Origin of the sequence: Polaribacter sp., assembly GCF_039939415.1 — a bacterium.
Classification (GTDB): domain Bacteria; phylum Bacteroidota; class Bacteroidia; order Flavobacteriales; family Flavobacteriaceae; genus Polaribacter.
In genome coordinates, this window is record NZ_JBDVJE010000011.1 from 49,787 (window position 1) to 70,457 (window position 20,671).

The 20,671-nt window shown below is 28.2% G+C and carries 20 protein-coding genes; 8 read left to right on the forward strand and 12 right to left on the reverse strand.

Features of this window, described 5'->3' with window-relative positions; translation table 11 throughout:
- Complete coding sequence (locus ABJG40_RS01705) at nt 1-561, reverse strand: hypothetical protein (RefSeq protein WP_348022851.1); 561 nt, start codon at nt 559-561, stop codon at nt 1-3.
- A complete protein-coding gene (locus ABJG40_RS01710) occupies nt 562-1,608 on the reverse strand; it encodes an oxidoreductase (RefSeq protein ID WP_348022852.1) in 1,047 nt (348 codons plus the stop codon).
- 46 nt (nt 1,609-1,654) lie between these two features.
- Between ABJG40_RS01710 and ABJG40_RS01715 the strand changes: the two genes are divergently transcribed.
- Nucleotides 1,655-2,617, forward strand: coding sequence for a patatin-like phospholipase family protein (locus ABJG40_RS01715; protein ID WP_348022853.1), 963 nt, complete (start codon nt 1,655-1,657; stop codon nt 2,615-2,617).
- Between the two features lie 60 nt (nt 2,618-2,677).
- Here ABJG40_RS01715 and ABJG40_RS01720 read toward each other — a convergent pair whose 3' ends face one another.
- Nucleotides 2,678-4,147 (reverse strand): S41 family peptidase, encoded by a 1,470-nt coding sequence (locus tag ABJG40_RS01720; protein ID WP_348022854.1) that lies wholly within the window; start codon nt 4,145-4,147, stop codon nt 2,678-2,680.
- A 164-nt stretch (nt 4,148-4,311) separates the two neighbouring features.
- On the opposite strand from ABJG40_RS01720, the gene ABJG40_RS01725 reads away from it, so the two are divergent.
- The 6 genes from ABJG40_RS01725 (at nt 4,312) to ABJG40_RS01750 (ending at nt 9,808) form a co-directional block, all read left to right on the forward strand.
- Nucleotides 4,312-4,821 (forward strand): sigma-70 family RNA polymerase sigma factor, encoded by a 510-nt coding sequence (locus ABJG40_RS01725; protein ID WP_348022855.1) that lies wholly within the window; start codon nt 4,312-4,314, stop codon nt 4,819-4,821.
- Nucleotides 4,808-5,230 carry a hypothetical protein gene (locus ABJG40_RS01730; protein ID WP_348022856.1) on the forward strand — a complete coding sequence of 141 codons (423 nt, stop codon included), beginning with the start codon at nt 4,808-4,810 and terminating at the stop codon, nt 5,228-5,230. Before ABJG40_RS01725 ends, ABJG40_RS01730 begins: the two co-directional genes overlap by 14 nt.
- Before the next feature lie 38 nt (nt 5,231-5,268).
- The gene (locus ABJG40_RS01735) at nt 5,269-5,784 is read left to right on the forward strand and encodes a DUF4252 domain-containing protein (RefSeq protein WP_348022857.1); all 516 of its coding nucleotides are present in this window, start codon (nt 5,269-5,271) and stop codon (nt 5,782-5,784) included.
- 86 nt (nt 5,785-5,870) lie between these two features.
- A complete protein-coding gene (locus tag ABJG40_RS01740) occupies nt 5,871-6,413 on the forward strand; it encodes a DUF4252 domain-containing protein (RefSeq protein ID WP_348022858.1) in 543 nt (180 codons plus the stop codon).
- Between the two features lie 148 nt (nt 6,414-6,561).
- A complete protein-coding gene (locus ABJG40_RS01745; protein ID WP_348022859.1) occupies nt 6,562-9,003 on the forward strand; it encodes a M1 family aminopeptidase in 2,442 nt (813 codons plus the stop codon).
- Between the two features lie 25 nt (nt 9,004-9,028).
- Nucleotides 9,029-9,808, forward strand: a complete 780-nt coding sequence (locus ABJG40_RS01750) for a M90 family metallopeptidase (protein WP_348022860.1) — start codon at nt 9,029-9,031, stop codon at nt 9,806-9,808.
- A gap of 2 nt (nt 9,809-9,810) precedes the next feature.
- On the opposite strand, the gene ABJG40_RS01755 is transcribed toward ABJG40_RS01750, so the two are convergent.
- Nucleotides 9,811-10,458: a peroxiredoxin-like family protein gene (locus ABJG40_RS01755; RefSeq protein WP_348022861.1), complete on the reverse strand. Its 648-nt coding sequence runs from the start codon at nt 10,456-10,458 to the stop codon at nt 9,811-9,813.
- Nucleotides 10,459-10,811: 353 nt separating this feature from the next.
- On the opposite strand from ABJG40_RS01755, the gene ABJG40_RS01760 reads away from it, so the two are divergent.
- On the forward strand, nt 10,812-12,668 hold the full coding sequence (locus ABJG40_RS01760; protein WP_348022862.1) for a radical SAM protein: 1,857 nt from the start codon (nt 10,812-10,814) through the stop codon (nt 12,666-12,668).
- 201 nt (nt 12,669-12,869) lie between these two features.
- On the opposite strand, the gene ABJG40_RS01765 is transcribed toward ABJG40_RS01760, so the two are convergent.
- The 8 genes from ABJG40_RS01765 to ABJG40_RS01800 all read right to left on the reverse strand — a co-directional run bounded on the left by ABJG40_RS01765 (nt 12,870) and on the right by ABJG40_RS01800 (nt 20,651).
- A complete protein-coding gene (locus ABJG40_RS01765) occupies nt 12,870-13,574 on the reverse strand; it encodes a pseudouridine synthase (RefSeq protein WP_348022863.1) in 705 nt (234 codons plus the stop codon).
- Nucleotides 13,575-13,602: 28 nt separating this feature from the next.
- On the reverse strand, nt 13,603-14,796 hold the full coding sequence (locus tag ABJG40_RS01770) for a multidrug effflux MFS transporter (protein WP_348022864.1): 1,194 nt from the start codon (nt 14,794-14,796) through the stop codon (nt 13,603-13,605).
- 107 nt (nt 14,797-14,903) lie between these two features.
- Entirely contained in the window at nt 14,904-15,311 is a 408-nt protein-coding gene (locus ABJG40_RS01775) for a DUF805 domain-containing protein (RefSeq protein ID WP_348022865.1), read from the reverse strand.
- Between the two features lie 40 nt (nt 15,312-15,351).
- Nucleotides 15,352-16,692, reverse strand: coding sequence for a DUF58 domain-containing protein (locus ABJG40_RS01780; RefSeq protein ID WP_348022866.1), 1,341 nt, complete (start codon nt 16,690-16,692; stop codon nt 15,352-15,354).
- Between the two features lie 64 nt (nt 16,693-16,756).
- A complete protein-coding gene (locus ABJG40_RS01785) occupies nt 16,757-17,761 on the reverse strand; it encodes a MoxR family ATPase (protein WP_348022867.1) in 1,005 nt (334 codons plus the stop codon).
- Between the two features lie 3 nt (nt 17,762-17,764).
- Nucleotides 17,765-18,973 carry a DUF4350 domain-containing protein gene (locus ABJG40_RS01790; protein ID WP_348022868.1) on the reverse strand — a complete coding sequence of 403 codons (1,209 nt, stop codon included), beginning with the start codon at nt 18,971-18,973 and terminating at the stop codon, nt 17,765-17,767.
- Entirely contained in the window at nt 18,970-19,686 is a 717-nt protein-coding gene (locus tag ABJG40_RS01795) for a hypothetical protein (RefSeq protein ID WP_348022869.1), read from the reverse strand. The genes ABJG40_RS01790 and ABJG40_RS01795 overlap by 4 nt, the downstream gene beginning before the upstream one ends.
- Nucleotides 19,683-20,651: a stage II sporulation protein M gene (locus ABJG40_RS01800; RefSeq protein WP_348022870.1), complete on the reverse strand. Its 969-nt coding sequence runs from the start codon at nt 20,649-20,651 to the stop codon at nt 19,683-19,685. The genes ABJG40_RS01795 and ABJG40_RS01800 overlap by 4 nt, the downstream gene beginning before the upstream one ends.
- Nucleotides 20,652-20,671: the final 20 nt, after the last annotated feature.

Consider the following 20,671-nt stretch of genomic DNA (forward strand, 5'->3'; position numbering starts at 1 on the left):
TTAATATAATATTTTTATTTTTTCAATAAGAGCTAAAGCGTTACAGAATCTTTTGTTAATTAAGGAGTCTCCATAAATTTCGGCTTTTGCTAATATAAATTTCTGTTCATTTATTTTGATAAAAAAATGCCCTACTTGATAATTGAACTTTCCTTTTTTTCCTTTAGAAATTGTATAATAAGCAGGTTTGTTTTGTATTATTACTTCTTTTGATGCTTTTTTTATTAATTTTTTAGATAAATTGTTTTGCTCTTGTTTTAACTTAAAAGCGATATCAAATTTAAGGTTTTGATTGATAGAAGTAATATCTAAAAGTAAAGTTTCTGTTAATTGTTTTGTAGTATCTGCAGTATAAATTGAAGATTGTACAGCATCATAATAAAAATTGGTTTTCCAAGTTTTAGGAATCTTAATAGAAAAGAAATTTTTTACATCTTTTATTTCTTCTATATTATTAAAACTTGCAGTTTTACAATTAAAATCTTTACCAATTTTAGATGGTTTTGAGCAAGAAAAAAATAGGAATAAAACTCCTGTAAATAAAAATAAATTTTCCTTCATTTATTTTAAAACCAATTTTCCAATTTTATTGTTACCAGATAACCATGCTGTATTTCTATCTACAAATTGAATTGCATAATAACTATCTTTAGAAACCTCTTTCCAAGAAATTCCACCATCATTAGAAAAAGAAACCCCTGTTTTTCCTACAGCAAAAATCTCTTTCCCATTGGTTTTAGGTACGTATTGTACACAACTTTTATAGTTAGGGTTTTGTTCATTAGCAACTAATGTCCAAGTTTTTCCCCCATCATTTGTTATTGCTTTGTTTTTTTTATTTTCTAATGGTTTAGAATAATCACCTCCAATTACAATTCCGTTATTTTTATCAGCAAAATCTATTGAATATATTCCTTGAGCACCAACTCCTTGAATAATTGGGGTTTCAAAAATTTGCCATGTTTTTCCGTAATTATCAGATTTTAAGATTCTAGATTTTTTTCCTCCAGAAGCAATCCAAACAGTACTGCCAATAGTTTTTATATTGGTATTACTTGCAGCAAAAAAGGCTTCCCCTTGTTCAAATTCAGGAAGGTTATTGCATGTAATTTTTTTCCAAGTTTCACCTCCATCAGAAGTTAAAAGAATAGAAGCACAGTTTTCTGTAGGATCTCCAACTGCAATTCCGTGTTTAAGATCATCAAAAAATTTCATTGAATCATAAAAAACCTTTTCGTGTTTTTCAGAATATTTTAATTCAGTTTTTCCGTCAGCAATTTTGTACAATAGGGCAGGATTTGCAACACTTAAAGTAAAAACAGCCTTTCCATTTGAGGTAATACTTCTAAAATTAGGACTTAAAGAATCTTGATATTTAATTGAAATTGGTTGTAAAGTAGGTAAATTGTTATCTGTAAAGTAGCCAACCTCTCCGTTAGAACCTGCATAAATTACTTTTTCTTTATCAACAACTTTAATAGCTCTAATGCTAATATTTTCCATTTTAAACTCTTTAACAGTTATATTATCTATTATTCTGGGTTGATATTCTTTATTACAAGAGCTAAAAACTAGGAAAATAAAAAATAGTACGGTTATTCTTTTCATTTTTGATATTTTTATAGCACTAAAATAAACAAATCATTTTTAGATAATGAAAAAAGCATTGGTAATTTCTGGAGGAGGTAGTAAAGGAGCATTTGCAGGTGGTGTTGCACAATACTTAATGAAAAAAGAAAATAAAGATTACGATTTATTTTTAGGCACTTCTACAGGAAGTTTAATGGTTTCTCATTTAGCATTAGGAAGATTAGATGATTTAAAGAAACTTTATACAAACGTAAATCAGAAAACAATTTTTAGTAACAATCCTTTTAAAATAAAAAGAGTTGCTGGAGAGAAGGTTATTAGTATTCGTCACTTAAATACTTTTTGGAATTTTTTAAACGGAAGAAAAACTTTTGGAGAAAGTAAAAACCTAAGAAGTTTAATAAAAAGGAACGTTACCAAAGAAATGTATGAAGAAATTAAAGCCAATAATAAAGAAGTTGTTGTTACAGTTTCTAATTTAACAGCAAACAATATAGAGTATAAGTCTATAAATGATTGTACGTATGATGATTTTTGTGATTGGATTTGGGGTTCTTGTAATTATGTGCCTTTTATGAGTTTATTAGAAAAAAACAATTGTCAATATGCAGATGGTGGTTTTGGAGCTTTAGTGCCCATTAGAGAAGCAATTTTAAGAGGTGCTACAGAGATAGATGCTATTATTTTAGAAACAGAAGTTTCTCATTTTAATAGATTGCCAGCTACAAATCCGTTTTCATTATTGTTTGATGTGTTCGATTTTATGTTAACGCATGTAGAAAGACATAATATTACCATAGGTAAATTAGCAGCTAATAATAAAGATATAAAATTAAATTTATATTATACACCTACTGTGCTAACTACCAATTCATTAGTTTTTGATGAAAAATTAATGCGAAAATGGTGGAAATCTGGCTATAAGTATGCTAAATCTAAAAGAGAAGAATTAATGAGTGAATTTAGACCAGATGTTTTAACGGATAAAGAAATAGAAGGGTTTATTGACAAACCTGATTTAAAGTAATTAAATTTTAAGCATAAAAAAAATCAGTTTTTAAACTGTTTTTTTTATGAAGTATTATTGTTACTTAAAATCTACATACATTTCATTTGCAAAAGGTCTTTGTAATTTAGAATTTGTAATCTGTTCTTTTTTGACAGAAATTGTTCTTTTTCCAGAAAATTTTGAACCAGTTGTTATATAGTTAATTGTTCTGTTTAATAAGGGATCAGATTTTTCTCCTAAAACACCTAAATCTACGTCGCCAGAAATTTGACCAAAATCTTCATAAAGTTCTACTTCAGGAATATAACCATCAGGATTATTCTCTCCTTTAGAGTTTGTTATCTCCAGTACAATAGGTTGCATTGCATACGTATGATTTGGATTTAAATTAGCATCATTTCTTCCATAACCATCAGAATCATATAAAGTAATAGAACCTACTTGTTTTCCAACAGTTTGTGTGCCAACTAAATTTACATCAATATAAGGTTTTAAGGCATTTATTACTAATTCTGAAGCCGATGCTGTATCTTCTGTTACAATAAAATAGACACTAGAAAGATTTAAACTATTTATGGTTTCTTCTAGAATAACATTTCCATTTTCATCAGTATTCTTTATCATATCTGTAAAATAATTTAAGAAATAACTAGCATCAATGTTTTTCATTACTTTTTCATTCCAAACTTGTTGAGAAAATAAAGTTTCATTAGATTTTGTCGTAATCATGCTTCCTAAATAGGTTGCAGTTCTTACAGAACCACCACCATTGTATCTTAAATCAACAATTAATTCATTTACACCTTGTGTTTTAAAATAATTAAATGCAGCATTTAATTCTCCATCATATGAACTTGCAAATTGATTGTATAATAAATATCCAATTTTTTTTGTGCCCTCATCAAAAGTTTTTACAATTGAAACAGGATTATCTTGCAATTCAAATTTTTCTAAAGAAATAGAATTTCCATTTAAAATAGGATTGCCTGCATTAAAATCTGCTAAATTAATAGTGTAATTTGTATTTGTACCAAATAATAAACTTTGGTAGTTATTATTTGTAATTGGAGTTCCATTTACAGCACTAAAAACCATTCCTCTTAATACACCTTTATTATCTGCATCAGAGTTTGGTACTACATATCTTACAATACCATAAGCATTTGTAGTACTTCCGTTTTCATAAAATAAAGAGAATTCCATTCCATTATTTAAAGTAATACCTTGAAAATAATTTTCTAAAGCAATATAATCATCAACAATCCAAGAAAATCTGTCTATAACTCCTGGTTGATAACGTACTGCTTCAAATAATTCTTCAGGTGTTGGAAACCCATAAGAAAAACTATTTATCTCTGCTTGTGAAGAAAAACGAGTGTCTGCCAAATTAGGTACATCGCTTTGCCAGTAATAATAAGCATTCATTCCTTTCCAAACAAAATCTTGAATTTCTATATCTTGAGGAATACTAGAACTATCGTCTTTAGAACAACTAACTAATAAGCTTAAAGCAATAAAAAATATGAGTTTTTTTGTAAAATTTTTCATTTATAATAAAATGTTTATAGTAAAACTAACGCAATATAAAGAGAAATAGTATTATTTTTAAAATATCTTGTAACAAAATATAGTATGCATCGTCGTAATTATGTAAACCTGATAAATAGAAACGTTTTTATTTTAAGATTACAAGATAAATCAACCAAAACCAAATGAACCAATCAGACTTTTTAAAAGTTGTTTTACCATTTAAAGATAAAGTTTTTAGGTTAGCAAAAAGACTTTTAGTTTCTACAGAAGAGGCTGAAGATGCTACACAAGAACTATTCTTTAAATTATGGAGAAGTAAAGAAAAGATTGCTGATTACAAGAATGTTGAGGCATTTGCTATGACAATGACTAAAAATTATTGTTATGATCGTTTAAAATCTAAACAAGCAAGTAATTTAACATTAGTACACAGTAATTATAAAGAAAAAGATACGTCTTTAGATAAACAAGTTGAACATAAAGATAGTGTAAACCAAGTACACCAATTGATAGAAGACTTACCAGAACAACAAAAAATTATTATTCAACTAAGAGATGTTGAACAATATGATTTTGACGAAATTTGCAAAATGGTAGATATGAAACCAACAGCAGTAAGAGTAGCTTTATCTAGAGCAAGAAAAACGATAAGAGAAGCATTAATTAAAAAACACAACTATGGAGTTAGCTAACATAGAGAAATTAGTAGAAAAATACGAAAACGCGGAAACGTCTTTGCAAGAAGAAGCAACCTTAAGAAACTATTTTACAGGAGGGGATATTGCACCACATTTGCAAGAGTATGCATTCATGTTTAATTATTTTGCTGCAACTAAAGATGAAACGTTTACAAAAACCATTCAGTTAGAACCTAAGAAATCTAAAAAGAGAAACTTAAAATGGTTATCTGTAGCAGCGTCAGTAGCCTTATTATTTAGTGTATTTATTGGTAAAAATGAATATGATAGATATCAAGCAAATAAGAAATTTGCGCAAATTACAGAAGGGTTAAGACTTTTGTCTTCAAACTTTAAAAAAGGCGAGCAAGCAGTAGCAACCTTACATACTTATAAAAATACAGTAAACAAAATATTAAAATAAACCAAGTAGAATAGTAAAACCAAGTAAACAGAGAAATTATGAAAAAAATAGCAATATTAATAGCGTTAGTAGTTGCACCAATGGTAACCAACGCACAGTCGTTTTTTGACACATTAGAAGATATGGATGGAGTAGATATGGTAGTAGTTACCAAAGATGCTTTTGAGTTAATCTCTAAGTTTAAAAATGTGCAGATTGATGATAATGAAGGGATGAAAGTCTTTCAAATGATTCAAGATTTAAAAGAATTTAAAATGTTTTCTGCTTCTAATTCAGACATCGCAAACAAAATGGAAAAAATGGCTAATTCAGCTATTAAAAAACAAAACTTAACACAATTAATGAGAATTAAAGATGACAATTCTCGTGTAAAAATCTACGTAAAATCTACTAAGAACAAAGATTTTGTAAGCGAAGTGTTAATGTTTATTAAAGGTATTGACAAACATACAAAAGGTCAATCAGAAGCTGTTATTGTCTCTTTAACAGGTAACATAGATATTAATAAAATGTCTGAATTAGCAGATACTTTTTCTAAAGGTAAAGACAAGTAAATAGATATCTGTTTGAGCATAGTTGAAACTAAATACTTTTCAACTATGTTTAATAGGATAGATTTTATCAACTAAAACAAAAAATAATGAAAAATATAACAAAAGTACTTTCACTTTTATTACTTGTTTTAATGATTACTTCATGTAAAAACGAAAAATCATTACAAGGATATTTAGTGGAAAGTCAAGAAAAAACAGGTTTTATAACTGTTGATATTCCTACAACGTTTTTACAGTTAAAATCTGATGATGTTTCTGAAGATGTAAAAGCTACTTTAAAAAGTATTCGTAAAGTAAATGTTGTAGCATTGCCTATAAAAAATAATGAAGCAGCTTATGAAGTTGAAAAAGCAAAACTAAAAAACATTTTTAAAGACAATAAAGAGTATAAAACTTTAATGTCTATGAAAGCAAAAGGAATGAATGTAAGTCTTTATTATACAGGAGATACAGAATCTATAGACGAAGTAATTGCTTTTGGTTACGGTAAAGAAGCTGGAGTAGGAGTTGCACGTTTGTTAGGAGATAACATGAATCCTGCAAAAATTATAGAAATGATGAATAGTGTCAAAATTGACGGAGATAATATTGGTTTAGAACAATTTAGTGCCATTTTTAAAGGCAAATAAACTTTTTATATAATAAACATAAAAAGCTGTAATCTTAATTGGTTACAGCTTTTTTTATTTGTTTTTGGTATACTTTTTGAATTTAACTGCTCATTAACAGCTACAATTTTAATATTTCTTATTTTTGATGCTACAAGAAATGATGTTTATGATGATTAAAAAAATGCTCCTTGTTGTTTTAGCAATGTTTAGCTTAGTGAGTTTTTCTCAAACTTATACTACATACAAGCCAGAAAGAGATAAAATTCACGATTTAGTACACACTAAATTAAAAGTAGATTTTAATTTTAAAGACAAACAATTAAATGGAGAAGCTTGGGTAACTGCAAAACCTCATTTTTATGCAACTAATAAATTTATTTTAGATGCAAAAGCTATGGTTATTCATCAAATATCGTTAGAAAATCAAAAATTAGATTTTAATTATGATAATTATAAAATTATTATAGATTTACCAAAAAAGTACACAAAAGAAGAAGAGTTTACGGTTTATATTAAATACACTGCACGTCCAGAAAAAGTAAAACAAAAAGGATCTGCTGCTATAACAGATGCTAAAGGGTTGTATTTTATAAATGCAGATGGTTTAGATAAGAATAAACCAACTCAAATTTGGACACAAGGAGAAACAGAAGCAAGTAGTTGTTGGTTTCCAACCATAGACAGTCCAAATCAAAAAACAACACAAGAAATTTATATGACTGTTCCAGATAGATTTGTAACACTTTCTAACGGAAAATTGGTAAGTCAAATTAAAAACGGAACCAATAGAACAGATTATTGGAAAATGGATCAAAAACATGCTCCCTATTTATTTTTTATGGGAGTAGGAGAGTATGAAATTGTAAAAGATTCTTATAAAAACATACCCGTAAATTATTATGTAGAAAAAGAATATGCTCCTTATGCTAAAGATATTTTTGGTTTAACACCAGAAATGATGAAATTTTTCTCAGAAAAATTAGGTGTAGAATATCCTTGGAATAAATACAGTCAGATTGTTGGTAGAGATTATGTTTCTGGTGCAATGGAAAATACAACAGCTGTAATTCATGGAGAACAAGCTTACCAAACACCAGGACAATTAATAGATGAAAATGTACAGGAAAATACGATTGCACACGAGTTGTTTCATCATTGGTTTGGAGATTTAGTAACTTCAGAAAGTTGGTCTAACCTTACTTTAAACGAATCTTTTGCAAATTATAGCGAGTATTTATGGAGAGAATATAAATATGGAAAGTTAGATGCAGATATGCATTTATATGAAGATAGTGAAGCTTATAAAAAAGGGTTAAATAATGAAAAACATCTGGTTCGTTTTAATTATGATGACAAAGAAGATATGTTCGATTTAGTAAGCTACAATAAAGGTGGAGCTATTTTGCATATGTTGCGTAATTATATTGGTGATGCTGCTTTTTTCTTAGGATTAAAAACCTATTTAAATGAAAATAAATACAAAGCTGCAGAAGTACATCAATTGCGTTTGGTTTTAGAAAGAATTACAGGTAAAGATTTAAACTGGTTTTTTAATCAATGGTATTTTAATGCTGGTCATCCTAAAATTGAAGTTACTTATGATTATAATACCATTCAAAAAACAGTAACAGTTAATTTATTACAATTAAATGATAACGAGTTTAAGTTTCCTTTTGCAATAGATATTTTCGAAAACGGAAATAAAACAAGACACCATGTATTTGTAAATGGTAAAGACGCATCTTTTAAGATTCCGTATACAAAACAACCAACATTAATTCAGGTTAATGCAGATGGAGTATTATTATGTGAAATAGTAGAAAATAAAGTGTTAAGTGATTATATTTTTCAATTAAAAAATGCAGACAATTTTGCACATAGAAGAGAAGCCTTAATAGAAGTAGCAAAAAAACAAGAAGAAAAAACAGCTTTTAATGCTATTGCAAATGCAATGAGCGATGCTTCTTATAAGATTAGAATTTTAGCTTTAGAAAAGATAGATTTAATAAATAAATTTTCTAAAAAAGCAGCCATTCAAAAAATAATGAAAATTGCCAATAATGATGACAAAACATTAGTGCAAGCAGTAGCAATTGAAACTTTAGGGAAATTAACAGACCCAGAATTAAAAGGAATTTTTGAAAAAGCTTTAGAAAGTAAATCAAATGCTGTTTTAGGTAAAGCTTTAGTAGCTATGTATTATGTAGATAAGCAATTAGCAGTAGAAAAATCTAGTCAATTACCAGATGAGGTTAGAAAAATATTAGCAACACCTTTAACTAGAATTTTTATTGAAGAAAAAAACGAAAAAGAATTGCCTTTTATAGCTAAAAGTGTGTTGTCTGGAATGTATTTAAATGGAGATGATGCTATAAAAGCGTTATATCAAAAAGCATTTACTCAAATTTCAGAAAGTAATAATACAGATGCAATTCAAAACTTAGTAGATGATATGGTTGTAAAAGGCAACCAATTTAAACAATACAATTTTGATAAAGTAATTATCAATTTAATGCGAAGAATGGTACAAGATCAAAAAACAAAAAACACTCCTAATAGAGTAAAAAACACAGCGATTATAAAAGAAGCAATGGCAAAATTATTGTAAGTTTAAAAGCTATTTAAAAGAATTTATGCTTTATATTATTGTAATTCTTCTTCTTCTTGTTGTTTTATATGTAGGTCTAAAATCAAAGAAAAATGCTAAAATAGTTCCTTTAGAAAATGTGGTTATTCCAGTATATTGGCATCAACTATTGTTAGATAATATTCTTTTTTATAGGAAGTTAACAAATAAAGAACAGCAATTGTTTTGTTCTAAAGTATTTTATTTCTTAAAAACAAAAAATATTGAAGCAGTTCATTTTAAGTTAGAAGAATTAGATAAGTTATTGGTAGCTGCAAGTGCTGTAATTCCTGTTTTTAGATTTCCTAGATGGAATTATTCTAATCTAACAACTGTTTTAATTTATCCAGATTATTTTGATGATGATTTGAAATTTGACTCTAAAGTAAAAGGGAGAACTATTGGGGGTTTGGTTGGTACAGGTAGATTCGAAAATCAAATGATTTTATCTAGAAAAGCATTACATCATGGTTTTAATAATAAAACTGATAAAGGAAATACTGCTATTCATGAATTTATTCATCTTATAGATAAAGCAGATGGTGTAATAGATGGTATACCAGCTGTTTTGTTAGATAAACAATATATAATTCCGTATTTACAATTAGTTCATAAAAAGATGGAAGCTATTAATAACGATACTTCAGATATAAGAAATTACGGAGGCACATCACAAATTGAATTTTTAGCGGTAGCAGGAGAATACTTTTTTGAAAGACCAAAGCTGTTAAAAAGAAAACATCCAGAATTGTATAAAATGCTAGATGCTTGTTTTATGAGGATTTAATTTTATAAATTTTTTAAAACTTCAATAATTTCTTCAGGTTCAGAGCGAGTTCTATAATCTATATTTACATAGTTCCATTTAACCAAACCATCTTGTCCTAATATAAAAGTAGCAGGAATAGGTAAAATGGTTCCATTTCCATTATTTATTTCTTCTAAATTAAGATCACGATCAACACGCATATGTTCTACTAGAAACTCAGGTGTTTTCCAAGCAACACCAAATTGTGTAGCTACTTTAGCATCTTGATCTGATAAAACAATAAAATCCATTTTGTTAATTTCACTTTCGGTCAACGAGCCATCAGGTACTTGTGGACTAATAGCAACTAATGTAGCTCCTAAAGCTTCTATTTCGGGTAATCTAGCTTGTAAAGCTCTTAATTGTAAATTGCAATACGGACACCAATCTCCACGATAAAATGTAATTACAATTGAGCCTTTTTCTAATAATGTATCTAAAGACAATAACTTTCCTTCAGGGTTTGGTAACGCAAAACTTGGCGCTTTCTGACCAACTTTAAGCGCATTTTCTCCTTCTTTAAAAGCTTTTGCTTTCTCTATAATTTCATCAACGCCTTTCATAAAGTCAGGATTTCCTTTTCGTCCTGCTGCAATTTTAGCATCTGTTTGTTCTCTTAAGTTTTTCATTGTTTTCTTATAATTTGTTTTTCAGAGAAATCAAATTTAAATATTTATAAACTAGCTATGTGTGAAATTAAACTTAAAGTTTTTATTTGAAATGAATCATCAATTTATTGCTTTCAATTATGTAAGATTTAAAAAATAGAAAACATATAAAATAGAGTAAAAATATACAGCAATTAAAGCAATATTAATAGAAAGTTTTCATGTTCTATTAATTTTTAGAGTGTTTATATTTATAATGATTAAATTTTTATAACTCAAAAAAAGGTTTTCTTTTATTAGAAAAGCTAGATAAAAATTACGTTTTTTAGTATTCCTAATTATTATTCCCAAATCACATAGTATCTTTGCGCTGCATGTCTGTAAACACACTTTTAATAACGCCACCTTTTACGCAATTAAACACTGCATATCCTGCAACTGCATATATAAAAGGTTTTTTAGAATCTAAAAACGTAAAAACAACGCAATTAGATTTAAGTATAGAGCTTTTTACAGCGGTTTTTACTTCAGAATTTATAGATGCTATTTTTAAGCAAGCAGAAATGCTTGGTAATAAAGAATTTCCATTAGTTTTAGAGCAAAAACAAGATTATATAGATAAAGTAGAAACTGTAATGGATTTTTTGCGTGTGCAAGAAGTTACAGCTGCATACCAAATTGTGCATCAAGAGTTTTTACCTTATGGACACAGGCGTATAAAATTAGATAAAGATTTAAGTGCAGAATTTGGAAAATTAGGAATCTTAGACAAAGCAAAACACATTGCAACCTTGTTTGTAGAAGAATTAGGCGATTTTATCAACGCAAATGTAGATGAGTTTTTCTCTTTTACACGTTATGCAGAACAAATTGGTAGAGCAGCTTCTAGTTTTGATGAGTTGGATGAGTGTTTACAGTTCGAAACAACTTTGATAGAAGATGAAATGCTGTATTTGTTAAACGAACAATTACAACAAGATACTTATGATTTAATTTGTTTCACAATTCCATTTCCAGGAAACTTGTTTTCAACATTAAGATGTGCGCAGTTTATCAAACAAGAATACCCAACCATTAAAATTGGTTTTGGCGGTGGTTATTGCAATACAGAATTAAGACGCTTATCAGATCCAAGAATTTTCGATTTTGTAGATTTTATCACTTTAGATGATGGTGAAGGTCCGTTATTAAAAATTACAGATTTTTTAAGCGGAAAAATAGGAGAGGAGCAATTAGAGAGAACCTATATCTGTAAAAATGATAATGTTGTTTATGTAAATAAAAAGCCAAACACCATTTATCATCATACAAGTTTACCAGCACCAAGTTATGTTGGTTTGCCTACAAAAAAATATTTGTCATTTCTAGATGTGATGAATCCAATGCACAGAATGTGGTCTGATGGAAAATGGAATAAACTCACAATTTCTAAAGGTTGTTATTGGAAAAAATGTTCCTTTTGTGATGTTACATTAGATTATATCAGCAATTACGAAAATACAACTGCAGATAATTTAGTTGATAAAATTGAAAAAATAATATCAGAAACCGGCATTACAGGTTTTCATTTTGTAGATGAAGCTGCTCCACCAAAAATGCTAAGAGCTTTAGCAAATAAGTTGCTAGAACGTAAAGTGTTTATTACTTGGTGGACAAACATTCGTTTCGAAAAAACATTTACAACAGAATTGTGTACTTTATTATCTAAATCTGGTTGTATTGCTGTAACTGGAGGTTTAGAAGTTGCTTCAGACAGGTTGTTGGATAAAATGAAAAAAGGAGTAGATATTGGTCAGGTTGCAAGAGTTACCAAAGCTTTTTCCAATCAAAATATTATGACGCACGCGTATTTAATGTTTGGTTTTCCTACAGAAACAGCACAAGAAACCATAGATTCTTTAGAAGTTGTACGTCAGTTGTTTCAGAACAATTGTATTCAGTCTGCTTTTTGGCATCAATTTGCATGTACAAGTCACAGTCCTGTAGGTAAAAATCCAGAAGAATTCGATATTAAAATTATTGGACCAGAATTTAAGGGTTTTGCTGAGAATGATTTGTATCATGAAGATCCCACAGGTGCAGAACATCATTTGTATAGTCAAGGTTTAAATATTGCATTAAACAATTATTTAAATCACAAAGGTTTTGAGATTCCTTTAGAAAAATATTTCGATTTTAAAGTACCAAAAATTACGTTAGAAAGTAATTTGATAGCAAATTATTTAAAATAGAAAAATTATTATCAGAAGCTATTTCCAGCTTTCACTACTCGCTTTTTTTAGTTTGTTCTCGATACAAATTTTTCATACTTCAAAATTCACTCGAACTAACACTAAAAAAGAGCTCAAACAATAGCCTGTCTTGAGCTTGACGAAAGGTTCAATCTGGGCTAAACTTGTTTGCTGGCTTTTATATTAATAAAATTTAGATGTTTAATCTAAAGGGTTTTTCCAATTAAATTCTTTAAAAAGTGCAATCCAATCTTTTGGGTATGTAGCTTTTAAAACCAATTCTTCATTGGTAAATGGGTGTTTAAATTCAAGTTTCCCTGCATGTAAAAACATATTTTTCCAACCAAAATTTTCATTAAACATGATATCATGATTTTTATCACCATATTTAGTATCACCAATTAAAGGATGACTTATTTTATTGGTATGCACTCTTAACTGATGCATTCTACCTGTTTTTGGAGATAGTTCAACTAAACTATACCTTGAAGAATCATAGGGTTTTACAGGGATATCAAGTGTAATTTGTTCTAAAGTTTTTAAATGAGTTAGTGCTTCTTTATGCACATTTGCATCTCGTCCTTTTACAGGAGAATCTATAATTTTGGTTTCAGGAGAAAATCCACGTACAACACCATAATATGTTTTTTGAATTTTGTTGTTTATAAATAAATCTTGAAACTTAGAAACATGTTGAGTTTCTTTTGCAAGTAAAATAATACCAGATGTTTTTCTATCTAATCTATGAATTGGGTATACCTTTAAACCTTTTTCTTCTTCAATTAATTGCAAAAGAGAAACCTCTTCTACAACATTTCTAGAATGACGTGCATGATGTACCAACATATTATTTGGTTTATGTACACAGATTAAGTAATCATCTTCAAAAACGATTTGTAAATTCATTATGTTTAAAAGTTTAAGATTATGTTTTCTATTTTTTGGTGGTTTTTAAATATCCTAATAAAAGTAAAGCAATAGTTCCGCATATAAAAAAACCGATAAACAGAGGTAGAGCAGTAGTGGTTAAAAAACCACCAATATAAGTGGCAATAGGTACTGCCATTATTGTAGAGATAAAACCATTAATTGCTGCACCAATTCCTGCAATATGTCCTATTGGCTCCATTGCTAATGCTCTTGTGTTTCCAAAAAGAAAACCAATTGCGAAGAATTGTAGCCCAAAAAAAGTAAGTAATAGGTAAATACTTGGATTGTTCTCTCCGTAAAATAATGAAATATAAATAATAGGAATTAAAGTAAATAGAATCGTAAAAATTGTTACCAATTTATACATTCCTAATTTTACTACAAGTTTTCCATTTAAAAAAGTAGCAAAACCTACGCTAATTGCTAAACCAGCAAATATATATGGAAACTCTTCTTTAAGTTGATATTGCTCTTCAAATATTTGTTGGCTAGCACTTAAGTATACCATAAAAGAACCCGTAATAAAACCAGAAAACAGCGTAAAAATAACAGCATATTTATGCTTTAAAAATTCTCTAGTTCCATGTATAAAAAGAGTGAATTTAAACTTTTTTCGGTTTTCTAATTTTAATGTTTCTGGTTGTCTTTTCCAAACCCAAAGCATTGTAAACACACCAAATATTAATTGACTGTAAAAAATAGATTTCCAACCATATGCATCTAGCATAAGTTTGCCAATTGCAGGTGCAACAACAGGAACTAAAATAAAAATGACAACAATAAAAGACATTACTCTTGCCATGTAATTTCCGCTAAAACGATCTCTAACCATTGCAATACTTATGGTTCTTGGAGCAGAAAGCCCCATTCCTTGTAATATTCTACCAAGAATCATCATTTCTAAACTAGTAGAAAAAACACATATTAAGCTTGCAAAAACAAAAACAATAAAACCTACATAGATAACAGGTTTTCTACCTAAACTATCAGATATTGGACCAGAAATAAGTTGTCCAAAACCTAATCCTAAGAAAATCATAGTAATTAGTAATTGATTATCTTTTGGATCTGATATATGAATAGTTTTACTAATATCTGCAATTGCAGGTAATAAGGCATCTATGGCTAATGCAACTAATGACATTAAAGATGCCATTACAATTATAAATTCTGATTCTGATTTTTGTCTAATATTCACAAGGTATAATACTATTATTAGGTTGCAGTTGTTTGTCTAATATCTTAATTAAAATAAAAAAGGTTGCTAAAATAGCAACCTTTTATGTTATTTTATATTTTATTATTTTACTCTCTTCCAATTTCATTAATTGTTGAATCATTTCCAATTCCTTTAGGGTTTTCTCCCCATTTATTAGGTCTGTTTTCTCCTTCCATACAGAACCAAATAAGTAACCAGATCCAACCAACAATTATAAAGAAAATTAATAAAATCCACCAACCACTTTTACCATAATCATGTAATCTTCTTGCGTACAAAGCCAATGTTGGTATAAATACTAATAATGAGTAGATAGTACTTAAAATTCCATTTTCTTCTGTAGCTCCATAATTCAATCCTAAAACATTATCTAAAAGACCAAGTACAAAAGCAATTATAAAATTAATAAGCATAAACATCCAAAACTCTTGTCTCCTTGCTCTTCCTGTGAAGTCAAAATAATGTTCTTTTAATACTTTTAAATACCAATTCATATTTTTAATTTTTAATTTAACACCAAATATAAAGAAAACCTTAAAAAAGACCTCTAGATTTTAGTTCTAAATATTTATTAATTGTATCTCCAGTTAAGTTTTCTGGTTTTGTTAAAACAGATTGAATTCCGTATTTTTTTAATTCTTTTACAATGCTTTTCTTCTCGTACATAAATTTTTCTGCAATAATACTATCGTAAACTCCTAACACATCTTCTTTTTTAGAAGTTGTTAGTGCTTCTAGTTCTGTATTTTCGAAGAAAACAATTAATACCAAATGATTTTTAGCCAAAGCTCTTAAGTAGGGTAGTTGTCTATTTAAACCATCCATAGTTTCAAAGTTTGTATACAAAATCAATAAACTTCTATGGGTTATTTTTCTTTTAACAACTGCATATAATGTACTAAAATCAGATTCTGAAAAATTTGTTTTTATATTATGTAAAGCTTCCGAAATTAAACTCATTTGAGAGTTTCTTTTTTCCGCAACAACCCAATCTTCTAGTTTGGTAGAAAATGTTAGCATTCCTGCTTTATCTTGTTTTCTTAAGATAACATTGCTAATAGCTAAAGTAGCATTGACAGCGTAATCTAATAAACTTAAATTGTTAAAATGCATTTGCATTGCACGTCCTTTGTCAATTATAGAATACACTGGTTGCGATTTTTCTTCTACATATTGATTGATCATTAACTGATTTCTCTTAGCAGTTGCTTTCCAGTTTAAAGAACGAATATCATCACCAGAAACATATTCTTTAATTTGTTCAAATTCAAGAGAATGCCCAATTCTTCGTACTTTTTTTGTACCATAAGAAACAGCATCATTATTAAAGGCTCTAAAGTCGAAATCTCTTAATTTTAAAAAGGAAGGATAACATTTAACTTCTTTTTCATTTCCTAAAACATATTTTTTTGTTGCTAATTGTAATGGAGAACTTGCGTAAATATTAATGTTCCCAAATAAGTAAACACCTCTTTCTGTTGGAGTTAAATCGTAATGAATTGTTTTTTCTTCTTTGTTAGAAAGTATTAGGTTAAAAATAAAATCTCTCTTTTGAAATTGATATGGAATTTCTTCAATAATTGATACATGTGCATTAAAATTATATAAATTTTTTAATTGTATGGAAATTTTATTGATGTCTCCATTAGATAAACGTTCTGGTAAATAGCGATTTACAGTGATTGCATTTTTTGTTTTGTATAAAATAAAAATATCTATTAATGCTAAAACAACTAATATAAAAAGTAACACTTTAGAAATCTCAAAAAAGATTGGTATGAAAAAACCGAACACAAATAGCAATGCAATTCCTCCTAAAAAGTAGAAAAATCGGTTGTTTAAAAATAAAGTGTTGTAAAAGTGTTTCAATTGCATTGGTTTTTGGTTTGTAGTTTTTGGTTGTTGGTTAAACTAAAAACCAATAACCATCAACTAAGAACTACCTAGGTATTTCTACTGCTTCAATAATTTGTTCAATAATTTGTTTACTCGTTAAACCTTCCATTTCTCTTTCTGGGGTTACAATTACTCTGTGTTCTAAAACAGGAATTGTAGCTCTTTTAATGTCTTCTGGAGTAACAAAGTCTCTGCCTTCAATGGCTGCAAATGCTCTAGAAGCACCCAAAATTGCAATACTTGCTCTTGGTGAAGCTCCTAAATATAAAAAAGAATTAGAACGTGTATTTACTACAATATTGGCGATATATTTTAATAGATTTTCTTCAATTTTTATTTGATTCACAAGGTTCCTGAACTCAATAATTTTCTTACCAGTAATTACGGTTTCAACTTTACTTGCTTTAGAAGTATTTTCTAAAGCCTGCTCTTTCATGATGATTTCTAATTCTTCATCTGCATTTGGGTACTCTACGTTAATCTTAAACAGAAAACGATCTAATTGTGCTTCTGGTAATCTGTAAGTTCCTTCTTGTTCTATAGGGTTTTGAGTTGCTAAAACTACAAAAGGTTCGTCCATTTTATAGGTTTTACCATCTATAGTAATTTGTTTTTCTTCCATTACTTCAAACAATGCAGCTTGCGTTTTTGCAGGAGCTCTATTGATTTCATCAATTAAAATCATACTTGAAAAAATAGGTCCTTTTTTAAATTCAAATTCAGATGTTTTTACATTAAAAACCGAAGTTCCTAGTATATCTGAAGGCATTAAATCTGGTGTAAATTGAATTCTACTAAAACCAACATCTATCGTTTGTGCTAATAATTTTGCTGTAATTGTTTTGGCAACTCCAGGAACTCCTTCTATTAAAGCATGACCATCTGAAAGAAGAGAAATAATTAGTAAATCCATCATTTCTTTCTGACCAACAATTACTTTTTGTAATTCCTTTTTTATCTTAAAAATGTTCTCTTGCAACTCTGATAAATTGATTCTATTTTCGAACGCTAAGTTTTCTTTATTTCCTTCGTTGTTTGGTGTTTCCATGTCTTAATTATTTAAGAATTTTTCAATCATTTTATGTAATACAACTAATTCTTCTTCAGAGCATTCTGCTCTTTTATTTAAAGTAATTATTGTATTGATTAAATATTTTGTTCTTTGGATTTCATTTCCAGATTTAGCAGCTAATTTTTCAATAAAATCAGCATTTAAATTGGTGGTGTTTAATAAGTATTTAGAACGTACTTTTTCTAAGAAATAGGCAATCTTTTTATCAACTAAATTCTTATGATCTTGCTCTTTTAAATACAAGTTTGCAATGGTTTGTGTAAAAGCTATTGTAGAGTTTTTTAAAGGTTCAATTATAGGAATTGGACGTTGTTTTCTTCTTGCATTAAATAGCATAAACAATAATAAACCTATTAAAGAAACAAACAAAAACCAGGTTAGGGTTTGATGTTCTAAAAAGAATTTAAAGATGTTATTATTATCTTCTGGTTTCTCTGAATATTTACTCGATTTAATGTGTGGATCCCAAAGAACATCATTGCTAGGAAGAAATGAAAATACATTTTCTACATACGCTTCATTATCATTTAATAAATAATAATTGGTAAAAGCAATAGGTTGTATATGTAAATAAAATGCGCCTTTACCATGTTGAATTTTAATAAAATTAGGCACTTTTTCTCCATCAACTTCAATGGTTCCAATAACACTTGTGTTTTTTTCATCAAACTCTAAAAAGTAATTTCTACGGATATTTCTATCAAAAGTAAAAGACGTTTTAGAAAACTGATTATTATTTAACTGAAAAGTACTTTTTAGTTTTCTTAATTTATTGATTGAATTTGCATTTTTATCTAAATTATTGGTTGTAAAATTTAGAGATGATTGCAAGGTGTCTTTAAAATGATTGAAAGCTAAAAAGGCATTGTTCCCTTTAGAAACAAAGGACATTAATTCTGAAACACCTTCATTACTAAGTTTAAAACCACTGTGTTTTATACAAATATAATTCTGATGTTTTGTACTATCTAAATCAGAATCAAAAAGTAAAAAATCATAAATATTTTCTTTTAATAAAGTAACTTCATTGTCTCTAAATAATTCTGATGCTTCATTGTAAACAATGTAATTTCCAAACGGACTTTTCTCTTTCTCTTTAAAGTTCTCATTCCAATCTGTTTTATTACAGCTTATTAAAACAAATAAGAGTAGAAGAGGAGTGTAGTTTTTTAACAGTTTACATATCATTTTTTTAAAGAGTTTTTAAAAGATTGATATTTTTTTTCTGCCAATTTAAAATTAGTTTCATCTATAGGAAAATCTCCATACCATACATAAGAATATACGTAAGACAGATAAGAGAAATTAGCTCTCGTTTTTTCGTTTTCTATTTCAAAAAGATATTCAGAGTTGGTTTTATCCTTATGATAATCAATTAGTTTACTATTGGATAATGTTTTTAAAACAGATAAGTAATAATAACGAATAGCTAATCTGTATTCTTTATTATTGATAGCTTGTAGCAATAATCCATCAATATCTGTTTCATGGATGTCTTCATCTTCATAAATGAGTTTTTCTGCTATTTTTTTCTTACTCGATTTTTTAAATTTCCAGAAATTGTTTTCTGTCCCTAAAAAAGTCTTTAGAATGATAAAAATGATAATTCCACCCAATAAAAACGGAAATATTTTACTAATAAAGAATAGAATTGCCTGTGCAAAAGCAGGATTTACAGGGTTAGACGCTTTTTCTTCTTTAATTTCTTCTTCTGTATAAATAAAATCTTTATCTGTATATTTCTTTTTTAAATCTTCTTTAAATGATCTTTGTTCAATAACATCTACGTTTTCATTATAATGAATTGTGTTTTCTTCTATTACAAGATGTTTTTCTTGCATAAACTGACCAAAACCAATGGTAGTAGAAAAAAGTATAAAAAGAAACACTACTTTTTTCATGAAGGTAAATTGTATTTATTAGCAACCTTAAATGGTAAAATGAGATAATAATAACTAATAGAAACCAAGCTAAAACCAATAATAGTAAAACTAAGTATAGAGGGCATACTATTAGAATATCTTGTAATATATCCTTCTAAAAAGGCAGCAATCAATGTAAATGGTATGGTACTAATAAAGATGTAAAAAGCAGCTTTCATTCCTCTTTTAAATGATTCTAAGCGCTTAAAAGCACCAGGAAATAAAATACTTGCTCCAATAATATAACCAGCAGCAGCCTGAATAATGATGCCAAAAATTTCATACGTTCCATGAATCCAAATTCCTCTTAAACTATCAAATAAACTATTGTTTTGATAAAAAAAGGCTTGAAAAACGGCAACCATTATTGCATTATAAGCAATATAAAAACCGGTTCCAATACCTAAAAACAATCCAGAAAGAAACATGTTTAAACCCACTCTTTGGTTGTTATCGTAAATACCAATAAATGTCCCCCAATTGCTTCCTCCTTTATAAATAGCCATGGCATCTCCACTTTCTATATTTTCTAAAGTTTCATTTACATAATTGTTTCCTAAAATTTGACGTGCAAAATTAGCATCGTTAAACGTGGATAGTAATCCTATTAGAAAAAACGCAAAAAATACGATAAAGGATAAATAAATATATTTTCTGTATTGGTATGCAAGTAGTGGTACTTTATCAAAAAAGAAATATAAAAACACATTTCTATTACGTCTTTTAGAATGATAAACCTTGTCGAAGCTAGATTTTGCAAGCTTATTTAAAAATTGAGTAACCTTACTTTTTGGGTAATAAGTTTGCGCATAAACAAGATCATTCATAATCTTTATGTGCAAGTTGGCTATGTCGTCAGGACTTTTTTTCTCTTTATTTGAATTTATTTGTTCAAATTCAAGCCATTTTTCTTTATTTTGCTTTATAAAAGCGACTTCTCTCATTCAGAGCGAATTTACATATT

What these genes read in the sequence shown, in the direction of transcription:
- ABJG40_RS01705 (WP_348022851.1), bottom strand. Translation starts at nt 561, where the DNA reads ATGAAGGAAAATTTATTTTTATTTACAGGAGTTTTATTCCTATTTTTT.
- ABJG40_RS01710 (WP_348022852.1), bottom strand. Translation starts at nt 1,608, where the DNA reads ATGAAAAGAATAACCGTACTATTTTTTATTTTCCTAGTTTTTAGCTCT.
- ABJG40_RS01715 (WP_348022853.1), top strand. Translation starts at nt 1,655, where the DNA reads ATGAAAAAAGCATTGGTAATTTCTGGAGGAGGTAGTAAAGGAGCATTT.
- ABJG40_RS01720 (WP_348022854.1), bottom strand. Translation starts at nt 4,147, where the DNA reads ATGAAAAATTTTACAAAAAAACTCATATTTTTTATTGCTTTAAGCTTA.
- ABJG40_RS01725 (WP_348022855.1), top strand. Translation starts at nt 4,312, where the DNA reads ATGAACCAATCAGACTTTTTAAAAGTTGTTTTACCATTTAAAGATAAA.
- ABJG40_RS01730 (WP_348022856.1), top strand. Translation starts at nt 4,808, where the DNA reads ATGGAGTTAGCTAACATAGAGAAATTAGTAGAAAAATACGAAAACGCG.
- ABJG40_RS01735 (WP_348022857.1), top strand. Translation starts at nt 5,269, where the DNA reads ATGAAAAAAATAGCAATATTAATAGCGTTAGTAGTTGCACCAATGGTA.
- ABJG40_RS01740 (WP_348022858.1), top strand. Translation starts at nt 5,871, where the DNA reads ATGAAAAATATAACAAAAGTACTTTCACTTTTATTACTTGTTTTAATG.
- ABJG40_RS01745 (WP_348022859.1), top strand. Translation starts at nt 6,562, where the DNA reads ATGATGATTAAAAAAATGCTCCTTGTTGTTTTAGCAATGTTTAGCTTA.
- ABJG40_RS01750 (WP_348022860.1), top strand. Translation starts at nt 9,029, where the DNA reads ATGCTTTATATTATTGTAATTCTTCTTCTTCTTGTTGTTTTATATGTA.
- ABJG40_RS01755 (WP_348022861.1), bottom strand. Translation starts at nt 10,458, where the DNA reads ATGAAAAACTTAAGAGAACAAACAGATGCTAAAATTGCAGCAGGACGA.
- ABJG40_RS01760 (WP_348022862.1), top strand. Translation starts at nt 10,812, where the DNA reads ATGTCTGTAAACACACTTTTAATAACGCCACCTTTTACGCAATTAAAC.
- ABJG40_RS01765 (WP_348022863.1), bottom strand. Translation starts at nt 13,574, where the DNA reads ATGAATTTACAAATCGTTTTTGAAGATGATTACTTAATCTGTGTACAT.
- ABJG40_RS01775 (WP_348022865.1), bottom strand. Translation starts at nt 15,311, where the DNA reads ATGAATTGGTATTTAAAAGTATTAAAAGAACATTATTTTGACTTCACA.
- ABJG40_RS01780 (WP_348022866.1), bottom strand. Translation starts at nt 16,692, where the DNA reads ATGCAATTGAAACACTTTTACAACACTTTATTTTTAAACAACCGATTT.
- ABJG40_RS01785 (WP_348022867.1), bottom strand. Translation starts at nt 17,761, where the DNA reads ATGGAAACACCAAACAACGAAGGAAATAAAGAAAACTTAGCGTTCGAA.
- ABJG40_RS01790 (WP_348022868.1), bottom strand. Translation starts at nt 18,973, where the DNA reads ATGATATGTAAACTGTTAAAAAACTACACTCCTCTTCTACTCTTATTT.
- ABJG40_RS01795 (WP_348022869.1), bottom strand. Translation starts at nt 19,686, where the DNA reads ATGAAAAAAGTAGTGTTTCTTTTTATACTTTTTTCTACTACCATTGGT.
- ABJG40_RS01800 (WP_348022870.1), bottom strand. Translation starts at nt 20,651, where the DNA reads ATGAGAGAAGTCGCTTTTATAAAGCAAAATAAAGAAAAATGGCTTGAA.